This window comes from Chitinivorax sp. B, assembly GCF_005503445.1.
In the GTDB taxonomy this organism is placed as follows: Bacteria; Pseudomonadota; Gammaproteobacteria; order Burkholderiales; family SCOH01; genus Chitinivorax.
Map to the genome: position 1 here is coordinate 21,150 of NZ_SCOH01000008.1, position 24,768 is coordinate 45,917.

23 protein-coding genes are annotated in these 24,768 nt (G+C 49.3%); 8 read left to right on the forward strand and 15 right to left on the reverse strand.

Going from position 1 to position 24,768, the window contains the following annotated elements:
• Positions 1 to 352: 352 nt before the first annotated feature.
• The 4 genes from argB to FFS57_RS06805 all read left to right on the forward strand — a co-directional run bounded on the left by argB (position 353) and on the right by FFS57_RS06805 (position 3,115).
• Entirely contained in the window at positions 353 to 1,255 is a 903-nt protein-coding gene (gene argB / locus FFS57_RS06790; RefSeq protein WP_137937019.1) for an acetylglutamate kinase, read from the forward strand.
• 73 nt (positions 1,256 to 1,328) lie between these two features.
• Positions 1,329 to 1,760: a CBS domain-containing protein gene (locus FFS57_RS06795; RefSeq protein ID WP_137937020.1), complete on the forward strand. Its 432-nt coding sequence runs from the start codon at positions 1,329 to 1,331 to the stop codon at positions 1,758 to 1,760.
• A 59-nt stretch (positions 1,761 to 1,819) separates the two neighbouring features.
• A complete protein-coding gene (locus FFS57_RS06800) occupies positions 1,820 to 2,470 on the forward strand; it encodes a pyrimidine 5'-nucleotidase (RefSeq protein WP_137937021.1) in 651 nt (216 codons plus the stop codon).
• A gap of 36 nt (positions 2,471 to 2,506) precedes the next feature.
• Positions 2,507 to 3,115, forward strand: coding sequence for a 6-pyruvoyl trahydropterin synthase family protein (locus tag FFS57_RS06805; protein ID WP_137937022.1), 609 nt, complete (start codon positions 2,507 to 2,509; stop codon positions 3,113 to 3,115).
• 39 nt (positions 3,116 to 3,154) lie between these two features.
• Here FFS57_RS06805 and FFS57_RS06810 read toward each other — a convergent pair whose 3' ends face one another.
• From FFS57_RS06810 to FFS57_RS06845, 8 genes are all read right to left on the reverse strand, one after another.
• Positions 3,155 to 4,279, reverse strand: coding sequence for a VanZ family protein (locus FFS57_RS06810; RefSeq protein ID WP_171013696.1), 1,125 nt, complete (start codon positions 4,277 to 4,279; stop codon positions 3,155 to 3,157).
• Positions 4,280 to 4,371: 92 nt separating this feature from the next.
• Positions 4,372 to 5,427 carry a polyamine ABC transporter substrate-binding protein gene (locus tag FFS57_RS06815; protein ID WP_137937024.1) on the reverse strand — a complete coding sequence of 352 codons (1,056 nt, stop codon included), beginning with the start codon at positions 5,425 to 5,427 and terminating at the stop codon, positions 4,372 to 4,374.
• Positions 5,428 to 5,639: 212 nt separating this feature from the next.
• Complete coding sequence (locus tag FFS57_RS06820; protein ID WP_171013699.1) at positions 5,640 to 6,458, reverse strand: tetratricopeptide repeat protein; 819 nt, start codon at positions 6,456 to 6,458, stop codon at positions 5,640 to 5,642.
• A gap of 362 nt (positions 6,459 to 6,820) precedes the next feature.
• Positions 6,821 to 8,326 (reverse strand): ubiquinone biosynthesis regulatory protein kinase UbiB, encoded by a 1,506-nt coding sequence (gene ubiB / locus FFS57_RS06825; protein WP_137937026.1) that lies wholly within the window; start codon positions 8,324 to 8,326, stop codon positions 6,821 to 6,823.
• Between the two features lie 79 nt (positions 8,327 to 8,405).
• Positions 8,406 to 8,975 carry a ubiquinone biosynthesis accessory factor UbiJ gene (locus FFS57_RS06830; protein ID WP_137937027.1) on the reverse strand — a complete coding sequence of 190 codons (570 nt, stop codon included), beginning with the start codon at positions 8,973 to 8,975 and terminating at the stop codon, positions 8,406 to 8,408.
• A gap of 124 nt (positions 8,976 to 9,099) precedes the next feature.
• On the reverse strand, positions 9,100 to 9,441 hold the full coding sequence (locus FFS57_RS06835; RefSeq protein ID WP_349306718.1) for a DMT family transporter: 342 nt from the start codon (positions 9,439 to 9,441) through the stop codon (positions 9,100 to 9,102).
• On the reverse strand, positions 9,435 to 10,172 hold the full coding sequence (gene ubiE, locus FFS57_RS06840; RefSeq protein WP_137937029.1) for a bifunctional demethylmenaquinone methyltransferase/2-methoxy-6-polyprenyl-1,4-benzoquinol methylase UbiE: 738 nt from the start codon (positions 10,170 to 10,172) through the stop codon (positions 9,435 to 9,437). Before ubiE ends, FFS57_RS06835 begins: the two co-directional genes overlap by 7 nt.
• Complete coding sequence (locus tag FFS57_RS06845; RefSeq protein WP_137937030.1) at positions 10,169 to 10,546, reverse strand: gamma-butyrobetaine hydroxylase family protein; 378 nt, start codon at positions 10,544 to 10,546, stop codon at positions 10,169 to 10,171. The genes ubiE and FFS57_RS06845 overlap by 4 nt, the downstream gene beginning before the upstream one ends.
• Before the next feature lie 195 nt (positions 10,547 to 10,741).
• Here FFS57_RS06845 and phoB point away from each other — a divergent pair, with 195 nt between their 5' ends.
• From phoB to prsT, 4 genes are all read left to right on the forward strand, one after another.
• On the forward strand, positions 10,742 to 11,431 hold the full coding sequence (gene phoB, locus FFS57_RS06850; RefSeq protein WP_137937031.1) for a phosphate regulon transcriptional regulator PhoB: 690 nt from the start codon (positions 10,742 to 10,744) through the stop codon (positions 11,429 to 11,431).
• Positions 11,432 to 11,532: 101 nt separating this feature from the next.
• A complete protein-coding gene (phoR, locus tag FFS57_RS06855; protein WP_283204902.1) occupies positions 11,533 to 12,867 on the forward strand; it encodes a phosphate regulon sensor histidine kinase PhoR in 1,335 nt (444 codons plus the stop codon).
• Between the two features lie 402 nt (positions 12,868 to 13,269).
• Positions 13,270 to 14,022 (forward strand): PEP-CTERM sorting domain-containing protein, encoded by a 753-nt coding sequence (locus FFS57_RS06860; protein WP_171013701.1) that lies wholly within the window; start codon positions 13,270 to 13,272, stop codon positions 14,020 to 14,022.
• Positions 14,023 to 14,174: 152 nt separating this feature from the next.
• On the forward strand, positions 14,175 to 16,985 hold the full coding sequence (prsT, locus tag FFS57_RS06865) for an XrtA/PEP-CTERM system TPR-repeat protein PrsT (protein WP_283204903.1): 2,811 nt from the start codon (positions 14,175 to 14,177) through the stop codon (positions 16,983 to 16,985).
• Between the two features lie 153 nt (positions 16,986 to 17,138).
• Here the strand turns inward: prsT and ampD are convergent, their stop codons facing one another.
• From ampD to tgt, 7 genes are all read right to left on the reverse strand, one after another.
• Positions 17,139 to 17,702 (reverse strand): 1,6-anhydro-N-acetylmuramyl-L-alanine amidase AmpD, encoded by a 564-nt coding sequence (gene ampD, locus FFS57_RS06870; protein WP_137937035.1) that lies wholly within the window; start codon positions 17,700 to 17,702, stop codon positions 17,139 to 17,141.
• A gap of 55 nt (positions 17,703 to 17,757) precedes the next feature.
• Positions 17,758 to 18,405 (reverse strand): DedA family protein, encoded by a 648-nt coding sequence (locus FFS57_RS06875; RefSeq protein WP_137937036.1) that lies wholly within the window; start codon positions 18,403 to 18,405, stop codon positions 17,758 to 17,760.
• Positions 18,406 to 18,517: 112 nt separating this feature from the next.
• Positions 18,518 to 19,450: a protein translocase subunit SecF gene (secF, locus tag FFS57_RS06880; RefSeq protein ID WP_137937037.1), complete on the reverse strand. Its 933-nt coding sequence runs from the start codon at positions 19,448 to 19,450 to the stop codon at positions 18,518 to 18,520.
• A 17-nt stretch (positions 19,451 to 19,467) separates the two neighbouring features.
• Positions 19,468 to 21,291: a protein translocase subunit SecD gene (gene secD, locus FFS57_RS06885; protein WP_137937038.1), complete on the reverse strand. Its 1,824-nt coding sequence runs from the start codon at positions 21,289 to 21,291 to the stop codon at positions 19,468 to 19,470.
• 53 nt (positions 21,292 to 21,344) lie between these two features.
• Entirely contained in the window at positions 21,345 to 21,668 is a 324-nt protein-coding gene (gene yajC, locus FFS57_RS06890; RefSeq protein WP_137937146.1) for a preprotein translocase subunit YajC, read from the reverse strand.
• 208 nt (positions 21,669 to 21,876) lie between these two features.
• A complete protein-coding gene (gene trpS, locus FFS57_RS06895) occupies positions 21,877 to 22,911 on the reverse strand; it encodes a tryptophan--tRNA ligase (RefSeq protein WP_137937039.1) in 1,035 nt (344 codons plus the stop codon).
• A 216-nt stretch (positions 22,912 to 23,127) separates the two neighbouring features.
• The gene (tgt, locus tag FFS57_RS06900) at positions 23,128 to 24,249 is read right to left on the reverse strand and encodes a tRNA guanosine(34) transglycosylase Tgt (protein WP_137937040.1); all 1,122 of its coding nucleotides are present in this window, start codon (positions 24,247 to 24,249) and stop codon (positions 23,128 to 23,130) included.
• Positions 24,250 to 24,768: the final 519 nt, after the last annotated feature.

Here is a 24,768-nt window from a genome sequence, read left to right on the forward strand (position 1 = left end):
CCCCAGCCGTACCACTCCACCGACCAGGCCAAATGTTGCCAGTGTAAACAAGACAACAAGACCCACATACAGCACATCCATTTTCATCCTCCGATCAACACGTATCGTCTGCAAGGCCCATTACGTCAACATTCGCGTATCACCAATTACAGACACGCGTTGCGTCATCAACCCGAATATAAAAAAGTCGGTATAAAGATCTTGTATATTTTTCCGCCGAAAATGCAGGTGCAGTCCGTCAGCGGTGGCGGACCGATGTAAAATGTTGTTGAGATGCCATGCTGACAACGGTCAGCATTGTGCAACTCGGTATTCTGTTTCAACCCATCCTCATTCTGGAAGGTTTGTGTCCATGACCATCAGCCCCATTTCCGCCCGTGATAAAGCGTCGATCCTGATCGAAGCGATGCCATACATTCGACGTTTTTACGATAAGACCATCGTGATCAAGTATGGCGGCAACGCCATGACTGACGAGCATCTGAAGAACTGTTTTGCTCAGGATGTGGTCATGCTCAAACTGGTAGGCATGAACCCAGTGGTCGTGCATGGCGGTGGCCCTCAAATCAACGATTTGTTGACCCGTGTTGGCAAACAGGGTGAATTCATCCAAGGTATGCGCGTCACTGACCGCGAAACCATGGATATCGTCGAAATGGTACTGGGCGGCTTGGTCAACAAAGAAATCGTCAACTTGATCAATCAGCACGGTGGCCGTGCAGTGGGTCTGACCGGCAAGGATGGTGGCTTCATCCACGCCAAAAAGATGTTTCTGAAGCAAGACGACAGCGACGAGCAGATCGATATCGGGCAGGTAGGCGAAGTTACCCGTATCGACCCTGAATTGGTTGCGCTGCTGGATACCCGCGATTTCATACCGGTCATTGCACCGATTGGCGTCGGCGAAAATGGCGAGGCTTACAACATCAACGCGGATTTGGTTGCGGGCAAGCTGGCCGAAACCCTGAAGGCCGAGAAGCTGGTGTTGCTGACCAACACGCCAGGTGTACTGGACAAGCAAGGTAACTTGCTGACCGGCCTGACCGAGAGCAAGATTCATGCATTGGTGAAAGACGGTACCATCTCCGGTGGCATGCTACCCAAACTGGCTTCATGCCTGGATGCGGTACGTAACGGGGTGAATACAGTGCAGATCATTGATGGTCGCGTGGAACATGCGCTGCTGTTGGAGATTCTGACCGATGCCGGCGTGGGAACGTTGATTCGTGCCGAGCCGACACTGCCAATCGTCTGATTCAGACGGATGCCGGGTAGGGATGCGCTATAAACTGTGTAGGAATGTGTGCGATCCAGAGGAGATTGAAACGATGAAAACAGCACGCCAGTTGCTGCAAGAAAAGCCGCGCCAGGGTATTTTCTCGGTTACACCGGATGCAACCGTCTACAACGCGTTGCAGTTGATGGCGGAAAAAGACATCGGCGCCCTGCTGGTGATGGAAGGTGACAAGCTGGTCGGGATTTTTTCAGAACGCGACTATGCTCGCAAAGTCGTACTGCAAGGCAAGGCATCCGCCTCAACTCCGATTCGCGACATCATGACCACCAAGGTGTTGTGTGCCAAACCGGATAGTACAATCGAGGATTGCATGGCCATCATGTCGGAAAAACGCTTTCGGCACTTACCAGTAGCCGATGGCGAAACGGTACTGGGTGTATTGTCGATCACTGACTTGGTGCGCGCACAAATCGCCGAGCAGGAATTCGTCATCCAGCAATTGGCCCATTACATCTATCAATAACCTCGACCTAGCCCGCAAACGGCCCGCCCAGCGGGCCGTTTTTGTTCAGGAGTACTGTATTGCTTCGCAGACCGATCTGGATCTTTGATCTCGATAACACGTTACATAATGCTGACGTACATGTCTTCCCTGCCATCAATCGTGCGATGACGCTGTACATGATGCAGGAGCTGCAACTTGACGAGCACGAAGCCAACCACCTGCGACAACATTACTGGCGTCGCTATGGTGCCACTTTGCATGGCCTGATTCGCCATCATGGTACGCATCCCGACCACTTCCTGTACCACACCCATCAATTCGACAATCTGCCAGCCATGCTGGTTGCCGACGCCAAGTTGCATCACACCTTAGCCCACCTGCCAGGCCGAAAACTGTTGTTTACCAACGGCCCTGCCAGTTACGCCGTCACAGTCATCAGCAGCCTGGGCATTGCCCATTTATTCGACGATCTGATTGCCACCGAACACGTCGGTTATCTAGCCAAACCAGACCCGCTGGCATTCAGGCGGGCACTACAGCGGCACCAACTTCGTCCCGTAGACTGCATCATGGTCGAAGACTCGTTGGTCAATTTGCGTACGGCAAAACGGCTAGGTATGCAAACCATCTGGCTGACGCGATCCTGTCGTCGCCCAGCAGGCATCGACTGGCGTATCAGCCGCATCACCGATTTGAGTCGGTTATCGGTGGTACGTCCCATCAAATAGTGGTAAAAATTCAGCACGCTCCAGAAAGAAATGCATATGTTGATTCGCAAATTATTCAAGTTCGAGAATGCCCACATCGTCCGCAACTGCACCTCAGACCGTTGCCGTCGCTCCATCCACGGCCACAGTTACAAGGTTGAGTTGTTGCTGGAAGCCCACGCGCTGGACAATGGGCAAATGGTGTATGACTTTGGCCTGATGAAAGGTACGATTCGCGATGTGATTGATGCATTCGATCATGCCATCGCCTTTTGGGATAAGGATGATCCGGTCTACATCAATTACTGCAAACAATTCTCGGCCCGTTGGATCGGCATTCCGGTGTCTCCTTCTGCCGAACAGTTTTCACGCCTGTTCTTTGTGCTGGTTGATGCCATCATGCAAAACACTGTTATGCGGAATGGTGAACCGGACGATGTCAAACTGCATTCCGTCATTGTGCACGAAACCGAAACCGGCTATGCACAAGCCTTTCGAGATGATGCCTATAACTTGCGAATGGGTGAAATCAAACTGTCCGACATCTTATTCTCAGAACAAGTCAAACAAGAATGGGGCAACCCGGCAATGTTCGACCAACTGTTGGCCGGTGAACGCTTCATCAATCCGGATGTCGCCCTGCAGGTGAACGTTGCAGAAGACTAGCCTCCACAAGACGGGGCACAGATCAGTTCAAGCAAGGGATTACAACCAACTGTTGCGACTTTGACGCGATTGCTGTAAGGCAAAACCGAGCAGGAACACCAACATCAACCATGGCCACAGATCCGCCATGGCGTGTGACATACCATTAAAATTGGCCAATTGCACGTTAGGTCGACGGAACAGGGCCAGTGCAGCACCCGCACTGGCTTTCAGCGGCCACAACCAATCCACCAGCAAGCTGGTCAGAATGGCAATAAAGCAGGTCAGCGCACGTGGAGCCATCGCCAATTTCAACAACAAGGGCAATAACACCATGGCAGCCAGCAGGCCGCTGACGGTTCGCCAGTTCAACCATTGAAATAGCGCAAACGGCTTCAACAACATACCGGCCATGGCCAGTTTGATCACCAATGCAATCGATACGATCAACAGCATGGCCACCAGCCAGAAACGTCGATGCTGCACCAGTAGCGACACCATCAGCCCTACTATCAGCAAATTGAACATGGCGTCACTGGCTTCCAGCAATTGCAGGAACAAGCTGGGGTCCTGCAGGGGCGATTGGAAGGGCTGTGGCAAGCCACCCGGTCGGAACACGACTCCAAACAACGGGATCGCCGGATCAAGTTGGGTAATGAACCAGCTGATCAATAGAACCAAGCCAAAATCAGCCCAACCGCCTCCGACAAACCAGTGATGGCGGAGCAGATTCAAACGTCGGACGATTGTCCTTGAACCAATCCCCCAAGCAAACCAAGCACCGATTACACCACCCAATGTGTTATGAAAAATGTCCAGATTGGAAGGCACCCGATTGGGTAGAAACATTTGTACCGATTCCACACTGAAGCTCAATGTGGCACTCAGCAGCACTGCCAATAAAAAAGCGCCCATTCCGGCCAGACGTGGCCGGAACAGGCTGAACAATGCTCCCCCCAGTGGCACATAGGCCAGCACATTCAGAATGTCATCAATACGCGACTGATAATAGGGGGTGGGGTAGCCCAGAAACGCCCACAACGGCGTACTAGGCCAACGCCAAGCAGAAAAAGGGTACAAGCTGACCAATAAAATGATCAGAGCGTAAATCCACGAGAAGTGGCGAGAGAGGTATGAACGCGGCGCCTCGCGGGCCAGTAGCGCTATTGGCGTTTGCCAGGGCATGAAAACGGGCTTCATTGCAGATCGCAGTACCGCAACCAGAACCAGCTGGTACCGCGATCATTCCATACAGATTGCCATTGCTGAGTGGCATCTCAACGCGAGACCACTTCAGCCCACAAAGTCGCCATCAAACGGCGCGTACGCGCATCCAGCGGCATCATGGCTTCGAGCTTACCGGAAGCCGACTTATCTGGAAAGATCACAACGTTGCGCTGAAGTTCTGGTGCGATATATGGCAAAGCCGCACGATTGGGATTACCAGCCCCCACCAGGTTGGTCAGCTCGGCACTATTGCGGCCATCCAGCATGAAGTTGATGAACTTATAGGCCAGATCCGGTCGCGGTGCATCCTTAAGAATCACCATGCTGTCCATGGCCCAACTGGCCCCCTCTTTTGGTAGAATGGCACGGATACGTGCACCCTCCTGGCCGGTCTGCTGGTCTGCAAGAAAGAAATCATTGGAATACCCCAAGGCCAGCCAGACTTTCCCATTCGCCAACCGATTGGCGTAGTTGTAGGAGTCAAACCCTGCCCAATAGGGTTTGGCACGTTGAATCAATCGTTGCGCCTCGCGCCAGTGACGTTCATCGTCCGAATTGGCCGGGTAGCCCAGGTAATGCAAGGCAGCACTGAATACTTCGCGGGAATCATCCAGCACCGATACCTTGCCCTTCAGCGGTTCAAGCTTCTGCGGTTCAAATACCACCGCCCACGAATCCACCTGAATCCCCAATTCGGCCAGTTTCGTCTCGTTATAACCAATCACAGTTGTCGTGTAGGAATACGGCACCGAATAGCGATTGCTTGGATCAAACGGACGCCCCAGATAGGTAGGGGAAAAATTGGCAAAGTGACGAACCTGTTTGCGATCCAATGCTTGCAAATAGCCTTTGCGGATCAACTCTGGCAGCACAAAATCACTAGGTACCAACACATCATAAACCGGCCCACGAGCGGTCAGTTTTGCCTGCATCTCGTCCATACCTGCGTAGAAATCCTGTATCACCTTGCACTTGCAATACTCTTCAAAACGCTTGATGGTCTGTGGTGCAATGTAATTGTTCCAGTTGTAGAGATGAAGCGCATCCGCAGCATGCCCCCAAGCGGAGAGACAGGACAAAGTCACGGCAATCCAGAAACGTGTCATCAGGAGACCCTGCGTTATGAAGAAAAGATGGCGCACCAACGTGATCTGGCACGGAATATTCGGACAAAACCCGCAGCCGCGATTGTAAAGGCAATCGGGGGTGACCACGATACTTTGTCGCAACCAGCCGGCTTGCGCTGCCCCTCGTCCCGTCTGGTGAAAAAAGAAAACACCGCAACGTGCGGTGCTTCGGCTGATCCCTACAATGTCGATCAGTAGTTGCTGCGAACCGCTTGCGCCTTGTCGTACCATTGCTGTGCCTGCGCGGTATCAATCTGCTCACCCAGCTCACCATGTTCATAGATGGCACCAAGGCGTTCCATAGCCAGATCATTACCGCCATCTGCCGCCTTGCGATACCACTTCAGTGCATTCAGCGCACTACGCGGCACCCCCCAACCTTTTTCATAGAACTCACCCAAGTTATACATGGCCAGCGGCAGACCTTTATCAGCTGCAATAGCATACCAACGCAAGGCTTCACCATAGTTTTGCGATACACCCTGTCCTTCCTGATACATCCCCCCTACATTATTGATGGCCATCAGGTCGCCTTGCGCTGCCGCCTGTTTGAATGCCTCCAGCGCCTTTCCAAAATCCTGCTTCGCCCCCTGGCCGGTGTAATACATGTATCCAACATTGGTTTGTGCTGCGGCATTTCCTTGGTCGGCCGATTTACGGAACCACTCAAAAGCCTTTCCCAAATCCTGTGCCACCCCATTACCCACCCGGTACAACCATCCCAGGTTTTGTTGTGCCTCTGCATCGCCCTGCTCTGCTGATTGCCGGAACCATGCCACAGCCTGTGTCGAATCAGCCTTCACTCCATAGCCTTGAAGATACATGAAACCAATATACTTTTGGGCTTGTGCATTGCCATGCTTAGCCAGTGTCTTGAACTCTTTCATTGCAGCTTCATACTTTTGCGCCCGATAGGCACGTAAACCCGAATCGAGATCCGCCCAGGCCGGGGTACTCAGAACCATTACCAGCAACGTTGGCAACAACGCCTTTCCAAAACGAAATACCATATCGACTCTCCCTAGCATCCGCTCAAGATCATGTCCTTACCATTAAACACCAACTTGCCCATGCAATCCCGACATCATATTAAAGCTTTTACACTAATCCAATCAATGTAAAACAACAAGCGTCTGAATTACATGGAAAAGTACTAATAATTAGGGCAAACTAGGGAATTCCACGGTGACACACAGGAATGTGCAAAGTGGCAAACTCAAGACAGCAACAAGAAACATGCCAACAAGCGACAGAACGCTGGCATCCACTCCCAATGAAAACTTCGGGCATGAAGCATGCTGGCCATCTTGCAAGCATCAGCCTAACTAAACACGTATCAGTAAGGGTTTGTATGAGACAGACCAAATCGGATTCAGCGTAACAGCACCAACACCGCCAACAAACCCACGATGACTGCCAACAACCAGTTCTGCCGCTTCTGTTCTCGCATCAGCTGAATATAGGCTTGTTTCATCACGTCACCCTGATTGTTCGATAGTGCTTCGTGCAAACGGCGGGGCAATTCCGGTAACAAAGCAGCAAACTGTGGACCCTCGCGCTTGAGATTGCGTACCAAAGCCTCAAATCCAAACTGCTCATGCATCCAACGCTCCAGAAACGGCTTGGCCGTCTGCCACAGATCCAGATCTGGATTCAGCTGCCGACCCAAACCTTCAACGTTCAACAACGTTTTTTGCAACAACACCAATTGCGGTTGTATCTCTACATTGAAGCGGCGTGAAGTTTCAAATAACCTTAGCAACACCTGTCCGAAGGAAATTTCAGACAATGGTCTGTCAAAAATCGGTTCACAGACTGTCCGTACCGCAGCTTCCAGCTCTTCAACGCGGGTTTCAGGCGGCACCCAGCCAGACTCAATATGGGCAGTAGCGACACGTTTGTAGTCGCGATTGAAGAAAGCCAGAAAATTCACCGCCAGATAGTGCTTGTCAAAATCAGTCAGTGTGCCGACTATGCCAAAATCCAGTGCAATATAGCGCCCATCCGCCGCTGCAAAGATATTACCTGGATGCATGTCTGCGTGAAAAAAACCGTCGCGGAACACCTGGGTAAAGAAGATTTCGACACCGTAGCGACTCAGCTTCTTCAAATCAATTCCATCTGCACGAAGCCTGTCGATTTGTCCTATTGGCGTACCACGCATCCATTGCAGCACCATGACTTCACGTGAACAGTAGTCCCAATGTACTTCCGGCACGATCAACATATGCGAATGCAGAAAGTTACGACGCAACTGACTGGCATTCGCAGCTTCCCGCATCAAATCCAGTTCATCATGCAGATGCTTGTCAAATTCAGCGACAACTTCACGTGGCCGTAAGCGCTTACCGTCCGAAAACAGCCATTCGACCAAACCAGCCATGATGCGCATCAATGCCAAGTCTTGATCAATGATGGGCAAAATACCAGGTCGCAGAATCTTGACCGCCACCTCCTGATCGTCCGGCAGCACGGCATAATGCACCTGCGCCACGGAAGCACTGGCCACAGGTTTTTCATCGAAGCGTTTGAACACAACTTCCGGCGGCAACCCCAAGTTACGCAACAGCACTTCACGTGCCAAAGCACTATCAAATGACGGGACCCGATCTTGCAAGCGCGCCAACTCATCTGCAATATCTGGAGGCATGAGATCGCGTCGCGTTGACAGTACCTGCCCAAACTTGACGAAGATGGGGCCCAAACGCTCCAATGCACGCCGTAAACGAACGGCCCGCGGTGTGGATAGATCGCGCCAGAACAATACTCCCCGTACCAATGCACGCAAGCCACGAACCCGCTCATGCCCCAACAAAAATTCATCCAGCCCGTAAGCAAACACCACATGGATAATCTTGAACAGTCTTAACAGGAACATGACTTGAAACAGGCTGGTTAATAAAGAAATTGAATGTAAAAGTAACTAATATCTTGCCAGTGATTCAAATGGGGTAATGTTAACTGGATTGCTTTAAATCCATAGCCAACCGTGATAAGCGCTTCTCGGCACGCTCAACGTCATCGCGTAATTGATCGACCTTAGACAAGAAATCTGCTATGTCATCCGGCTTGGCAAGCAGTGGTGCATCCTCAGTCCAGTGCTCGGTGTATTGCTTGGCAAGACGTGAAGCAAACTCGCCCCGTGTACCGAACAGGTCCGCACCCAATTGGGTAATCCGATGTGCCAGAACATCCCCTACCAAGCGCGACAGATCTTCCTCTGCATCCCAACGCAATGCCTTGAGCACCTTTCCGACTTCCGCCCCCAAGGTCGCATCCCCCTCAATTGCAATATCACGGTATGCCGCTTCATCCTTCAGCGCCAATCTGGGTAGCAGGCTGAAATGAAATTGCAAGGTGGTATCCGGCTCAGCATCCGTTGCCTGTAATACGCCATCCTCACTCACCAAAAAGCAGATTTGCAAAGGCAGCGCCATAATAGCCACAACCTTACCAGCGTGCATTGCCATCTGTGCCCGCAAAGAGGATTGCTGAGCCAGTAGATGATTCAAGGGTGCAAGCAACATAGCGGGAGACCCCAAAAAGTTGAATGATCAGATCGTGCATTCAAAAAAACAGACAGCCTTGACTATCCAGCTGACCTTGCTGACGCTAACTTCCGCATTTTATGACTGATGGGAATCGGCTCGGCTAGTGACCACTACCAGACAGACTGAGCAATGCAGTACCACCAATAATCAACAACAGGCCACAGATTTTCATCCACCCCATTGATTCACCAAACAGTACAACACCAACCACAGCGACAATCGCCATGCCCACCCCACTCCAGATGGCGTAAACCACACCCACTTCTAGCTTTTTCAGCACCAGACCCAATAACCAGAACGAAACACAATATCCGGTCACCACCATTAGTGCGGGCAACCAGCGGGTCATACCTGCCGAAGCCTTGAGTGAGCTGGTCGCGATGGTTTCAGCCACAATCGCCAAAGCCAGCAGCCCCCATACACCTATCTGGGAAATCAGAATTTATATCCTTTATGCAACGCCACCACGCCAGCAGTCAGATTGTGATAATCCACACGATCAAAACCAGCATCACTCATCATCTGTTTCAACTCTTCCTGCCCCGGATGCATGCGAATCGACTCTGCCAAATAACGGTAGCTATCCGGATCATTGGCAATCAGCTTGCCCATGATCGGCAAAGCCTTAAAAGAGTAAAGATCGTAAACCGGGGACAATGGCTTCCAGACTTTGGAAAACTCCAGTACCAGCAAGCGTCCGCCTGGCTTCACGACACGGTACATTTCCTTCAACGCCAGATGCTTGTGGGTCATGTTCCGCAGACCAAACGCCACCGTAACACAATCGAAATAATTGTCAGGGAAAGGTAGTTTTTCTGCATCGCACTGCGCAACGGGCAGCAAAACCCCTTTATCCAGTAAACGATCCCGTCCCACCGTCAACATCGAACTGTTGATATCCGTCAGCCAAACTTGCCCTGTCGGTCCAACCTTTTTACTGAATGCATGCGAAAGATCTCCCGTGCCGCCAGCAATATCCAATACACGAGCACCTTGTCGCACCCCAGCCTGCTCAATGGCGAACACTTTCCATAGCCGATGCAATCCACCGGACATCAAGTCGTTCATCACATCATATTTTTGGGCAACCGAATGAAACACGCCCGCTACCTTGCGGGCTTTTTCCGATTCATCAACCGTCTCGAAGCCAAAGTGTGTCTGTTTATCAGTCATGATGGGTCTCGTGATGCACCCGCCGAATCAAGGCGGGCAAGGTAATCCTGCCAATTGGCAGCTTGGTTGACACCAAGCTGATATAAGTAATCCCATGAATACAGGCCGGAATCATGTCCATCATCAAACACCAACTTGATTGCATAATGCCCAACCGGTTCAATCGCCCGAATATTGATCTGTCGTTTGCCAACCTGCAATACAGCTTGGTCTGGCGAGTGGCCACGTACCGCCGCCGAGGGCGAAAACACTCGAAGGTACTCGCAAGGCAGTTCGAAACGCACTTGATCGGGAAACACCAGCTCCAAGATATGGGATTGCTGATGTAAACGGATTTCGGTTGGGATGGGAGTGGTATGACTGAGTCCGGCCATGAAGCACATTCCGTGCAGAGAAGCCGTAATCTTAACAAATTAGGGACCGGCTTGCAGTAACACTACTGGTGTCGTGAACTATACGATCACTGCCTATTCAATCCCGAAATTAGCCGAATACATCGCGAGTTGTCACGTTCATGTAATAATCGCTACCTATCCTTGCAACAATAACGAATTGTCGAGGAACGCATCATGCCTGCAAATATTCTTTTGGTTGAAGACGAACCCGCCATCCAGGAATTGATCGCCTTTAATCTGGAGCAAGCCGGCCATCATGTCTTACGTGCAGAGACTGCTGAACAAGGCTTGAATTTCATTCGTACGGCACTACCCGATCTGGTGTTGCTGGATTGGATGTTACCTGGACAATCCGGCGTCGATTTCACTCGACGGATCCGTAATGACGAACGGACACGTCATGTCCCAGTCATCATGTTGACTGCCCGCTCCGAAGAACACGACAAGATTTCAGGTTTGGAAAGTGGTGCTGATGACTACATCACCAAACCATTCAGTCCTCGTGAATTACAAGCCCGTATTAAAGCAGTGCTACGCCGCCGCGCCCCACAAATGACAGATGATGCAGTTGAGGTCAAAGGGCTACGCCTAGACCCTTCCACCCATCGTGTCACCGCGAACAATCACTCCTTGGATCTCGGCCCGACAGAATTCCGGCTGCTACATTTTTTCATGACCCATTCGGAACGAGTGCATTCTCGTTCGCAACTACTAGATCATGTCTGGGGCGATCATGTGTTTGTTGAGGAGCGAACAGTCGATGTTCATATCCGCCGACTTCGTGGTGCACTTGAACCCACGGGTCACGCGGATCTGATCCAGACTGTCCGCGGTGCAGGTTACCGCTTTTCAGCACAAATGTAAGCCTGACCAACCCGACTCCATAGTATTGGTTGATACCGCACGGCAATATCCCTGCCGTGCGATAATTCTTGAATCACTATCCTTCAACAAAAGCGCTTACTTTGTCAGGCATTTACAGTCGCACATTAATTCTTCTGGGCTTCATGGCACTCATCTCCGCCATGACTTGGTTCGGCATGGGCCCGGTTCCCGGTTTGGCTATAGCTGCTCTTCAACTATTGCTAATGTTGCTTTTCCACGTTCACCACCTCGCCAAACTATATGCCTGGCTCAAGAGACCCACTCTTGACCTCGTTCCAGAAAGCTTTGGCAGCTGGGATGAGGTCTACACCCAGCTCTATCAAATGGTGCGCACTCAGTCCCGTAGCCAGCATAAATTGTCTACCGCCCTTGATCGCTTCATCAGTGCTGGAGAAGCCATGCCAGATGGTGTCGTAGTGTTGAATGAAAAAGATCGCATCGAATGGTGCAATCCGGTTGCCATGCGTCATTTCGGTCTGGATCGGCGACAAGATATCGGTCAACAAATCAGCTATCTGGTGCGTACCCCCGATTTCGTCAATTATCTACATACACATGATGCTGCCCACCCGTTGACCTATCGATCAGCACGGGATAAGGACCTGATTCTGACCATCCAGTTGGTTCCTTTCGACTCGACTCGCAAGCTACTGATCAGCAGGGATATCACCCAGCTGGAAAAAATCCAGACGGTTCATCGTGACTTTGTTGCCAACGTCTCACATGAGTTACGAACGCCGCTGACCGTCATCGGCGGCTTTCTGGAGACACTGATTGACTTGACACACCCTGATCCTGTCATTACTCATAAGTATATGGATCTGATGTTGTCACAAACCAAACGTATGCAGCGCATTGTGGAGGATTTGTTAACCCTTTCACGGCTGGAAAACCAGCAAAACTGCCTGCGAGCTGAGCCAGTCAACATTCCACAACTCCTTCAATCGATTTTGAGCGAAGCACAGGGGCTCTCTGCTGGACGCCATCAAATTTCATTGGATATAGCTACAGACTTATGGATTCAGGGTAGTCGGGATGAATTGCACAGTGCATTTGCCAACCTTGTCAGCAATGCCGTACGTTACACGCCTGAAGGCGGGCAAATTCGATTATCTTGGCGAATGGAACAACGACAACCCACATTCACTGTATGTGATACTGGCATCGGCATCGATGCTCAACACATTCCTCGTTTGACAGAACGCTTCTATCGTGTCGATAAGGGCCGAGCACGCGATACAGGTGGCACCGGTCTCGGACTAGCCATCGTCAAGCACATTCTGCTACGCCACGATGCCAGGTTGGATATCAGCTCAGAGCTTGGTTGTGGTAGCAGATTCTCTGTTACCTTCCCGATTGGGCACGTGATTACGACCTCTCAGAAAACCCCTGAAGCGCATACAACAAATCTGTAATGTATTTCATCCCATAATGTGGAGGTCTGACTCTTGTCGCTTCAGCGAATGAACAAAGTTGGCTTCCAGCTGGACTCGCGGCACAGCAGACCGCCGGCAAGGCAATAAAATGCTCGACACCACATCAACCCAACGTCATAATGCGCATGGCAGCAGTTGCATAACGCATGCGACAACCCAGATGTCGGGATATTTTACACGGCCAAATTGATTACGTTGATCGAAATTGCCGTATTTTAATAGGAACAATGAGTTAACCGATCATGGCATAGTAATTGCTGATTAATTCGCAAGATGTAATATGCCCATGACAAGCATTGATCACTCCTGCCCCAACAGGCAACCCAGATGCTACGCCGCTCGAATTGGTAGTAAATTCAGATTATTGCAATGAGGTTATTCATGAAAACACGGAAAATACTCACGGTGCTAGCTGCACTTAGCACGGTTGCCGTTGCGCCTGCTTTTGCAGCCAATATGCCAGTAAGTTGGAGCTTTTCGTCCGCGAGCGATTCTAGCTATTCCAGCTCACTGACCCTGACTGCTGCCAGCGGTGCCAAAATTAAGGCACGCGCCTACTCGTCTTCGCAAACCGACGGCACCGGCGCACTAGGCGGTGCATATATGAAGTCATGGGGCTCCAGCGGAATTGGAATCGCCAATTGCACAAGCGGTTCAAATTGTAATGAAACCCAGGCTCCGAATCACAGCATCGATACTCAAGGTAAAAATGACTTCCTTCTGCTTGAGTTCGATGATTTTTACACCGTTAATGATTTTACTGTAGGCTGGACTGGCCGAGACTATGGTGCAGGCTATGATTCTGATATCCAACTCTGGTCTGGTCCAACTAGTGGTGCGGCGGGCCTAGATTTAACTGGTGCTTGCATTAGCGGCTGCGCCACAACTCTAGCTTCTCTCGGATTCGCCAATACCAAGGTATTTAATGATGTCAACAGCAACCAAAGCAATCCGGTTACTGGTTTGAACAAATCCCGCTACCTCTTGGTTTCTGGTGCTCTGAATTCCGGCGACAACGACTACTTCAAGTTCAAGTCTGTTGCAGCAACACGTAATCTAGTTCCGGAACCTGAAAGCTTGGCAATGCTGGGCTTGGGCTTGGCAAGTTTGGCGTTTGTACGCCGTCGCCGCTGACTTCAGCACCTGCCACCATAGTTGTTCAAATAAAAGGCCACCTGATTTCTGGTGGCCTTTTGCATTGATGACCTTGCTGCCCTCAGCATCTTTCCTGCGGCTGGTATACACTGCTACAACATCAAGCTTTATCGATTACCGATATGCCACAAATGAAATGTAACATCATCCCCTGCAACACACACAATTCACCTAGCTTTCGCAGGACTTCTATTGCACTGCTCCTGACTGGCTTCATAGTAGCAGGCTGCGGTGATCATATGAAAGGACATGATCAACTGGTCCAGGAGGCCCAGCAAGCTAGCACCAAAGGCGATCATGCTCTGGCAACAATCAATTTGAAAACCGCTGTCGAACAAGAGCCAGATCGTGCAGAAACGCGCATCCTTCTAGCCAAGAGCCTATTGGACAACGGCCTGCCGAATGACGCAGAAAAACAACTTCGACGAGCTTTTCAAATCAATAGTGATCGCAAGCAAATAACTCCACTACTTGTCAAAAGTCTGTTGGCTCAGAAAAACTACAAAGGTGTCATTGACGAAACCGACACCGCAGCAGGGGCTGGTATACTGGATTTGATCTCTTTGGCGGGGCGAGCCAAAGCATTCTTGATGCTGAACCAAGTTGATGAAGCAGATCACATCTATGAACAATTGCTCAAGCAATCACCAACTAATATAGAGGCACGGATAGGCAAAGCACAAATCGCCATGACACGTGGCGAGCTAGATAAAGCCGCTGATATTATTGGGTTGATTCTGAAAGCCACGCCCAATCAGACTGATGCATTAGGCATATTAGCTAGCATACAGTCCGCAAAAAATGACACAGCAGCAGCCATTGGCACCTACAGCAGAATTATCGCTCAAACACCCAAAGAAACGAGCGCCTACGTCCGCTTGGTTGATCTACTAGCATCTAACAAACGTTTCAACGAAGCAGAGCAACAGATTGTTCGCATGCGGGCAGCTATCGAGGCGCCCGGCATGGCAGAGTACTTGTCAGCCATTGTCGCTTTCCGACAAGCAAAATTAGATGATGCTCGCAAACGAGTGCAAAATGCAGACCGCGAAATGCCACAGTTTGTACCCGCCATGCTGTTAGCCGGACAAATTGAACTAGCGGCAAACGAGCCCCTGAAAGCCGCTAACGTATTTCAACAGGTTCTCAACCTATCCCCAAACGACATTCAAGCTCGAATGCTGTTAGCACAGGCCCAAATGCTGCTCAAACAGCCGCAAAAAGCTTATGAGACGCTGAAACCAGCGCTGTTGGCAGCACCTTATTCGGCCCCACTTTATACGCTAGCAGGTGAAGCACTCCTGTACAGCAATGATGATCGACAAGCCATTACATTTTTGGAATATGCAGCAAAGCTTGCTCCAGACAGTGCTCGTGTTAAACAATCACTGACCCTTTCCAAGATGGCTAAGGGCGAAACCAGTGAAAGCAGTGTTGACAGCAGCAAGCTCAATCCGAGAACCGCTGAAGTAGTGAAGATTTTAAATGCTCTTAATGCAGGCAAATTTGCAGAAGCTGAGCAAATGGCTTCGAAACACGCAGCTACTCACGAAGATGATGCACTCATGCATAATCTGCTTGGAGTGGCACGTGCTCGTGCTGGCAAAGCAGAACCCGCCCGACAGGCATTCGAGAAAGCTCTTGCCGTCCGTGGTGCGTACTATCCCGCACTAGTCAATCTATCACTGCTGGATATCAAACAGGGTAGTCCCGACCTTGCCATCGCTCGGTTTGATCAGATTTTGAAAGCTCGTCCAAATGATGTTACTGCCTTACTGGGAAGGGCAGAAATCGGTATGCGGGCAGGACAGAGTCCAGCACAAGTTGAACGATTCCTGCAGGCAGCTCATAAAAGCAATCCCGCCATGCTCCAGCCATCACTCATGTTGGCACAACTCTATTTTCAGCTTGCTGATCATGGCCGAGCTTTAGAATATGCATTAAATGCTCGAAATATTGCGCCTAATAACAAAGAAGTACTTCGTGTACTTGGCATGAGCCAGCTGGCCACTGGTGATCGTGCTGGTGCAGTGACTACACTGACACAGTGGGTCGTTGCTGCCCCTGGAGAAGTCACACCGTTGATCCAATTGGCACGCGCTCAGGCCAATGATAATCGCTCCGCCAGTGCCGAACATAGCTTGAAAAAAGCGTTGGAAATCGAACACCAAAATGTTCAGGCTCATGTTGAATTAGCTCTGCTTTACGCTAAGACCGGCCGCGCCGCCGACGCCAATCGGAAGTTAGCAGAACTTGGGGCACTCAAGTTATCCGAAACTGACTTGCGTGAGTTACAAGCCGATGTTGCCATGGCTGCTGGTAAATCATCTGATGCTACTCGTGCCTACCAAGCACTTTATCAAATTTCACCCTCACCTAGGCTATTATCCAAATTACATGATTCTTTGGTACAGGCAGGGAAAACAGATGATGCCATTCGTTTAGGCCAAGCCTGGATCGAGAGAAATCCGGAAGACATTGGCAGTCACTATTTTCTTGCAGACGCAGCCTCCCGGGCCAATCGTCCGAAAATTGCAGCTGGCTATTACGAAACCATACTCAAGCGTAATCCAAATGACATGACTGCATTGAATAACGGTGCACAAGCCTATGCAACCTTTGATAGTAAACGAGCAATTGCGTTAGCGTCCCAAGCCTATAAGTTGGCACCAGAAAATCCGTTCATTCTGGATACTTATGGCTGGACATTAGTACAAAGTGGCAAATTCAAAGAAGGGCTCAAATATATTGAGCAAGCTTTCCGGAAAAATGGTCGGCAGCCAGATATTAATTATCACTATGCTGTCGCCCTAGCCAAGGCCGGTGATCGCTTAACTGCAAAAGAGCGCCTGGAAGAATTACTGAAGACCAACCCCAACTTCATCGATGCTGCAGAGGCTAAGTACTTGCTGGAACAGCTTTCAAGAGAAGTAGGGGGCTAAAATTCAGACAGATCCACCGCTGTGATATTCATCTTGATAGTCCTGGAAAAATAAGGCTACTCCAATTGACACACTTGGTCCAATTAAGTCAGCGCTGGTGCTTTCATAACCTCAAACAGGCCGGCCAAATCAACACAGACATCGACAATGATATTACTCCATGACTGTATGTGAAATCCCTGTATCAGAAAGTCTAGGCCAATCAAAGTATGGCCCAGGATCCGTTTTACGCCCAGGTGCAATATCTGAATGTCCTTGCATCGCCCTGAATGGAAAATATGCCTTTAACAGATTGGCCAATCCTCTGAGCACGTAATACTGCTCATCAGTAAATGGTAGATTGTCAGTTCCTTCCAGCTCTATACCAATAGAAAAATCATTACAGCGGTCTCGTCCAAACCAACTTGACTGCCCTGCATGCCATGCTCGATCAAAACATGAAACAAACTGAACCAATTCCCCATCACGGCGAATAAAGAAATGTGCGGAAACGCGCAAATGCTGAATAGATTGGTAGAAAGGATGGGATCTCGGATCAAGGCTATTGGTGAAAAGTCGCTTAACCCCGTCGCCACCAAATTCATTTGGTGGCAGACTGATATTATGTATCACCAACAAATCAACAATTGTTCCCGTAGGCCGTTGATCAAAATTTGGTGATTTCACATGGGTTGCAGGTACAACCCAACCATTTCCATCTAGTGTCAACACAGCCAATCACCCCAGCTGCTCAATCAAACATTAGCCTTCCTTAAAAGAAGGCCAACTTTATTCAAACTTGTTTCGAGGTCTCGCGCCGATGACGCAACCATTCAAAGACTACGGGTAAGAAGGAAATAAAGATGATTGCCACCATGATCAACTTCAGATTTTGCTGTACAACTGGAATCGCACCAAATAGATAACCGCCATAAACAAAAGCAAGCACCCATGCAACTGCACCTATCACATTATAGGTGATGAACTTGTAGTAACTCATCTCACCAACACCAGCAACGAAGGGAGCAAAGGTACGAACAATTGGGACAAACCGTGCAACAATGATAGTCTTGCCTCCATGCTTCTCAAAAAAAGCATGTGTGCGTTGAATGTGCTCCTGTTTTACCCAGCGCGAATTTGGACCTGCAATCACGTGCCCAAAGCGTTTACCAATAGCATAGTTGACTGTATCACCCAGAATGGCAGCCAAAATCAACAAAATCACCAGAAAGTGCACATTCATTGCGCCTTGCGAAGCCAATGCGCCTGCAACGAACAACAGGGAATCACCTGGTAGAAAAGGTGTAATCACCAAGCCAGTCTCGCAAAATACTATCAAGAACAGGATACCGTATACCCACGTCCCATACTGCTGAGTCATCTCCAGTAAATGCTGATCAACATGCAAGATAAAATCGATTAAGTATTTGATGACTTCCATAAAAGCTCGTTTCTCAAAATCAGCAATATAGCCCGTTATGGTGCAATCTGCCTGTTCATTACCGCAGATAATTCATGATCACAAAACAAAGGCGGGATATCCCGCCTCTGTTTCAAACAACTGCTTCTTCTTTTTTCTTAACCTGAACAACAAAATGCTCTCGCTTCACACCTAGCCACATCGCCAATGGGCAAGACACCAGTACTGAAGAATAGATACCAAACAAGATACCAATCGTCAGTGCCAAGGCAAAGTTATGCAAAGTGGGACCACCAAAAAACAGCATCGACGTTACCATCATCTGTGTCGATAAGTGAGTGATAATGGTGCGACTCATCGTACTTGTGATGGCATTATCGATTACAGCAGACACCTCACCCTTCCGCATTTTGCGGAAGTTTTCACGGACTCGGTCAAATACCACCACTGATTCGTTGACCGAATATCCCAATACCGCAAGCACGCCTGCCAGTACAGGCAAATCGAACTCCCACTGAAACAACGCAAAGAAGCCCAGAATAATGATTACATCATGCAAGTTGGCAATAATTGCCGCCACAGCAAAACGCCACTCGAATCGCAAGCTCAGATAAAGCATGATCCCTGCAATCACGATACCTAAAGCGGTAAGACCATGTGTAAACAGCTCTTCACCTACCGCAGGGCCAACAAACTCAACTCGACGCAGCTCAACAGCATTGTCAGAGCTCTTTAACTTGCCGATGATATTTTCAGACAATTGTGCACTAGTCAGCCCCTTCTTGATTGGTAAGCGGATCATTACATCACTTGCCGTACCAAAGTTCTGAACAACTGCATCCGGAAAACCAATCTGCTTCAAATCATCCCGAATATGATCCAGATTAGCCGCCTGTTTGTAGCTGACCTCCAACACTGTCCCACCAGTAAAATCCACACCGAAATGCAAACCCTTGGTGGTCAGGAAAAAGACAGCCGCAATAAAAGTAATCAGCGAAATGATATTAAACTTCAGCGCATGGCGCATGAAGGGAACATCTTTTTTGACGTGAAACAGCTCTAACATGTTGTTGTTCCCTTCGCTTACACCGATACGCTCTGCAAGCGACGACGGTAGCCGTAAATCAGATTAGTGAGGCCGCGCGCTACAAATACAGCACTAAACATGGATGTCAGGATACCGAGGCAATGCACCACCGCAAAACCACGCACTGCACCAGAACCGAAAATCAGCAATGCTACACCAGCAATCAATGTAGTGACATTTGAATCAAGAATCGTCGCCCAGGCATGTTCGTAGCCAGCTTTAATGGCTGCTTGTGGTGACACCCCATTGCGAACCTCTTCACGAATTCGCTCGTTGATCAACACGTTTGCATCAATCGCCATACCCAATGTCAAAGCAATCGCAGCAATACCTGGCAAGGTCAAAGTCGCTTGTAACATAGACAGCACTGCAATCAACAGGAACAGATTCACCCCCAACGCGAACGTAGCGATAAACCCCATCATGCGGTAATAGATCAGCATGAATATCATGATCGCAATGAAACCATAGAGCGTGGAGTTAAAACCTTTCGCGATGTTTTCTTTCCCCAAGCTTGGACCAACAGTACGTTCTTCAATAATGGTCATAGGCGCAGCCAATGCCCCAGAACGTAGTAACAGCGCGGTATCATTAGCTTCTGCGGTGTTCATCGAACCAGAAATCTGCACTCGCCCACCGCCAATTTCCGTACGAATAACAGGTGCAGTTACAACTTCCGCCTTGCCCTTTTCGACGAGAATCATGGCCATGCGTCTACCGATGTTGTCACGGGTCAACTGCTTGAAGATGGCTGCACCAGTGCTATCCAGGTTAATGTGAACAGCGGCCTCACCATTCTCGCCAAAACCTGGCTGCGCATCATTGATATTGTCGCCTGTCAGCTCCACATCCTTTTTGACCAGAATCTTGACTGGTGTACCGCCAGGGCCGATTTCATCCAATAGCTCGAAACCAACTGGTACGTTACCAGCCAAGGCATCCTGCAATTTTCCTTGGTCGTCCTCAACCAATCGGACTTCCAATGAGGCGGTACGACCTAATATGTCTTTCGCTTTGGCAGTATCCTGAATACCCGGCAATTGAACAACAATTCGGTCCTCACCTTGCTGCTGAATAATCGGTTCAGCCACGCCCAGCTCGTTGACTCGATTATGTAAGGTGGTGATGTTCTGCTTCACCGAATCAGTTTGTACTCGTTTCAATTCCTCAGGCTTGACAGTAGCAGTCAGCTTGATATCACCCTCTTCCTGAACCTTCACCTGCAATGTTGGCAAATCTTTTTCAATGGCAGCGCGGGCAGCACGTAACCCTTCTACGTCACGGAATTTGACTTCAATATTGTTACCAACTTTACGAATCTGGCCAAAGCGGATATTTTTATCACGCAGATCACGGCGAATATCCCCCGTATAGCGCTCCATTGCCTTTTCCATAGCAGCCTGCATATCTATTTGCAACAGAAAATGCACACCACCACGTAGGTCCAGACCTAGAAACATTGGGCGAGCGTGAATACGAGTCATCCAATCTGGCGTCTTTGACACGCTATTCAGCGCGACAATGTACGTTCCGCCTAACGATTGCTGAATGACATCACGTGCCTGCAGTTGGGTAGTATTGTCCTTGACCTTCACTTTGATGCTGGTACCGTCCAGCAAAGTGCCCTCTACGGGTACCTTGGCATCAGTCAACGCCTTTTCAACCTGCACCATGGTGGTCGAATCCAGCTTAGTAGACTGACGCTCAGGTGATATCTGAACGGCAGGTGATTCACCATAGAAATTGGGAATGGTGTAGAGCGTACCGATGATCAGTGCAATGGCAATGATCACGTACTTCCAGAGAGGATATCGGTTCATGTTATATGTGATACGAACGTGGCGTCCATTGATTCAGACGCCAACGCAACAAGTTAAATGTTCTTCAACGTGCCCTTTGGCAACACAGCAGTAATTGCTGGACGTTGCAGGGTCAGTTCGACTTTATCAGCAACTTCCACCACGACATACTGATCAGACAATTTAACAACCTTGCCTACCAAGCCACCATTAGTCGCAACTTCATCGCCTTTTTGTAGATTGGCCAGCATGTTCTGATGTTCTTTCATTTTTTTCTGCTGAGGACGGATCAGCATGAAATAAAAGAGTACAAAAATCACGACCATCGGTAATAGAGAAACGAGGTCGAAACCAGCAGGTGCAGTAGCTGGCCCATTAGCGTATGCGGTACCAATCATGTGGAAAAAACTCCGGAGGTTCCAAACAAAACCGGCATTGTAGCCGGAAGCGGTGACAAATTCGAGCAACTATTCGGCCAAGTTACTCAGTGCGAGCCCGGAGCTAAGACTATGGCTGACCATAAGGGTTCCCAAATCAATCAACGCATAACAATCAGTCGCCCGCCTCCAAGTCAGGACAACAGCATACACCAAAACGAATCACGGATTACAGGAAGTAGTAGTCAAGCCCAATTTCACGACGAACTTCAGATAACGTCTTCGCCGCTTCTTCACGCGCAATCAGAGAGTGTTTGCGTAACATTTCCAGAACTGCAGCCCGATCACTTTCTAATGCAGCACGACGATTACGAATAGGTTTCAGCATGGCTTGTAAACAATCCTCCAGTCGACGTTTGACAATACTGTCAGCCAAGCCACCATGACGATAGCGCTGCTTCAAGTCTTCAACAAATGCCACATCTTGATCAAATGCATCCAGATAAGTAAATACAACATTACCTTCCACTTGACCTGGATCTTCTACTCGCAAATGACCCGGATCTGTGAACATCTGCTTTACCGCTTTACTGATATCATCTTCCGACGCTGAGAGAACAATACCATTCCCGAGGGACTTGCTCATTTTCGCCTGTCCATCAATACCTGGTAGACGTCCCACTTTGGGCACAATCGCCTCAGATTCAACCAGCACATCACGACCTAAACTACGATTCATTCGACGAACAATCTCATTAGTCTGCTCAATCATAGGTAGTTGGTCTTCACCAACTGGCACATAACGTGCTTTGAAGGCAGCAATGTCTGCAGCTTGACTAACCGGATAGCTCAGAAAACCAGCCGGGATATCTCGTTCAAAACCACGAAGACGGATTTCTTCCTTGACCGTTGGATTCCGTTCTAAGCGTGCAACCGAAACAAGGTTCAAGAATAATACGGTTAACTCTGCAAGCTCTGGCACCTTGGATTGGATGAAGATAGTGGACTTCTCTGGATCGATACCAACAGCCAGATAGTCCATGGCCACCTCCACAACGTTTTCACGCACTTTGGCGTAATTACCCATGTTGTCGGTTAATGCCTGCATATCAGCAATCAACACGAACTGTTTATATTCCTCTTGAAAAGTAACTCGATTTTGCAACGAGCCGGCATAGTGCCCAAGATGTAAAGGACCAGTGGGGCGATCCCCAGTCAGAATGACCGGTTTTTGAGGTAGAACGAAACTATTGTCGAGGATCATGGAGCGCTCCTTTAATACTAGCCATCCGGATCAAGGGCGCCCAAAAGTGAACATGCCGCCCAATCCGGCGGCATGTTGATGATGTTCAGTAGATGCAACGAACCAACGGTGCCGCCTAAGGGAAGCGCCACCAATAGAGAGAACCCAAAAAGAAAATGACGTTGATTGATCGCATGTTATTGATAATGCCTGGGCAAACTGCTGTTCGTCAAGGCCTTAGGAGCCTACCGCTTTTAGCACTTGACGCTCCTCTTTAAACTGAACCCGGAATGCATCGAATCGACTTAAGTCAATAGCGGCACGGACATCGCGCATCAATTGCTGGTAGTAGTACAAGTTGTGAATTGTATTAAGTCTAGCACCTAGAATTTCGTTCACCCGCTGCAAATGGTGTAAATAGGCTCTGGTGAAATGCTGGCAAGTATAGCAACCACAAGTTTCATCAAGTGGCATGGTGTCCAGCTTATAACGTGCGTTACGAATCTTGATATCGCCAAACCTGGTGAACAACCAACCATTTCGAGCATTTCGAGTTGGCATCACACAATCGAACATATCGATTCCCTTAGATACCGCGTACACCAAGTCCTCTGGCGTCCCCACACCCATCAGATAACGGGGCTTATGCATGGGCAACTGGGGCACGGTGTGACTCAGGATACGCTCCATATCTTCCTTAGGCTCGCCAACCGACAAACCGCCAACTGCAAAACCATGAAAATCGATGCTACTCAGTCCAGCCAATGATTCGTCTCGTAGTTCTTCATACATCCCGCCTTGAACGATACCAAATAGTGCATTTGGATTTTCTAGCCGATCAAACTCATCACGGGAACGACGCGCCCAGCGCAAGCTTAAACGCATGGAATCCGCAGCTTCTTGCCGCGTTGCCGGATAGGGGGTGCATTCATCAAAAATCATCACCACATCGGAGTTCAGCACTCGCTGAATCCGCATCGATTCTTCTGGTGTCAGGAATAGTTTGTCGCCATTGACAGGGCTTTGGAACTTCACCCCTTGCTCAGTAATTTTGCGCAATCCCCCCAAACTGAACACCTGGAATCCACCAGAATCGGTAAGAATCGGCTTGTCCCATGCCATAAGACCATGCAAGCCCCCGTGGGCTGCAACTACATCCAATCCTGGACGCAGCCAGAGATGGAATGTATTCCCAAGCACAATTTGCGCACCTATATCGTGCAATTCATGTGGGCTCATTGCCTTAACCGAACCATAGGTCCCTACAGGCATAAATACTGGTGTCTCGATCTTACCGTGGATCAATTCCAAGGTACCGCGGCGAGCAGCACCATCCGTTTTGTGCAATGTAAATTTCATGTTGTCTTTCTTGCCGAATATACAGTTCGGCAGTGTGAACGCTGCAGATGGGGCAATCCATCGCATACACAGGCTATGGAACCCGTAGCCACCGTCAGTAATACATCAATCCGTAGTCATGGAAACCAGTTATTTTCGCATATCTTATACCGTTCGCTGCAGCGCCCCCGGTCCGTCCGAAAAGTGAACCACTCAGGCAGCATCGACCGCTTAGCCACAGGACGCTCCATGGTGCACCGCAATAATTCTTTATAGCGTGGTGATGTAATGACTCACCTACAGGAATATCCGGTTTAAATCTGAATCATGATCTAATTCAAACCATCGAAATTGACATGAGTCAGGTGACATCACACAACAGTATGATAAGAATCAAAACATTGTCACAAAGCATCCAGTACCACTTAAAACCCATTTTTTACCACAGCATAAACGAAACCTGGCATGTAACCTTCACTCGAATGACATTTGGGTTATCCCGTAGGGGATTTACGCAATATCCACACATACCGCATTGCG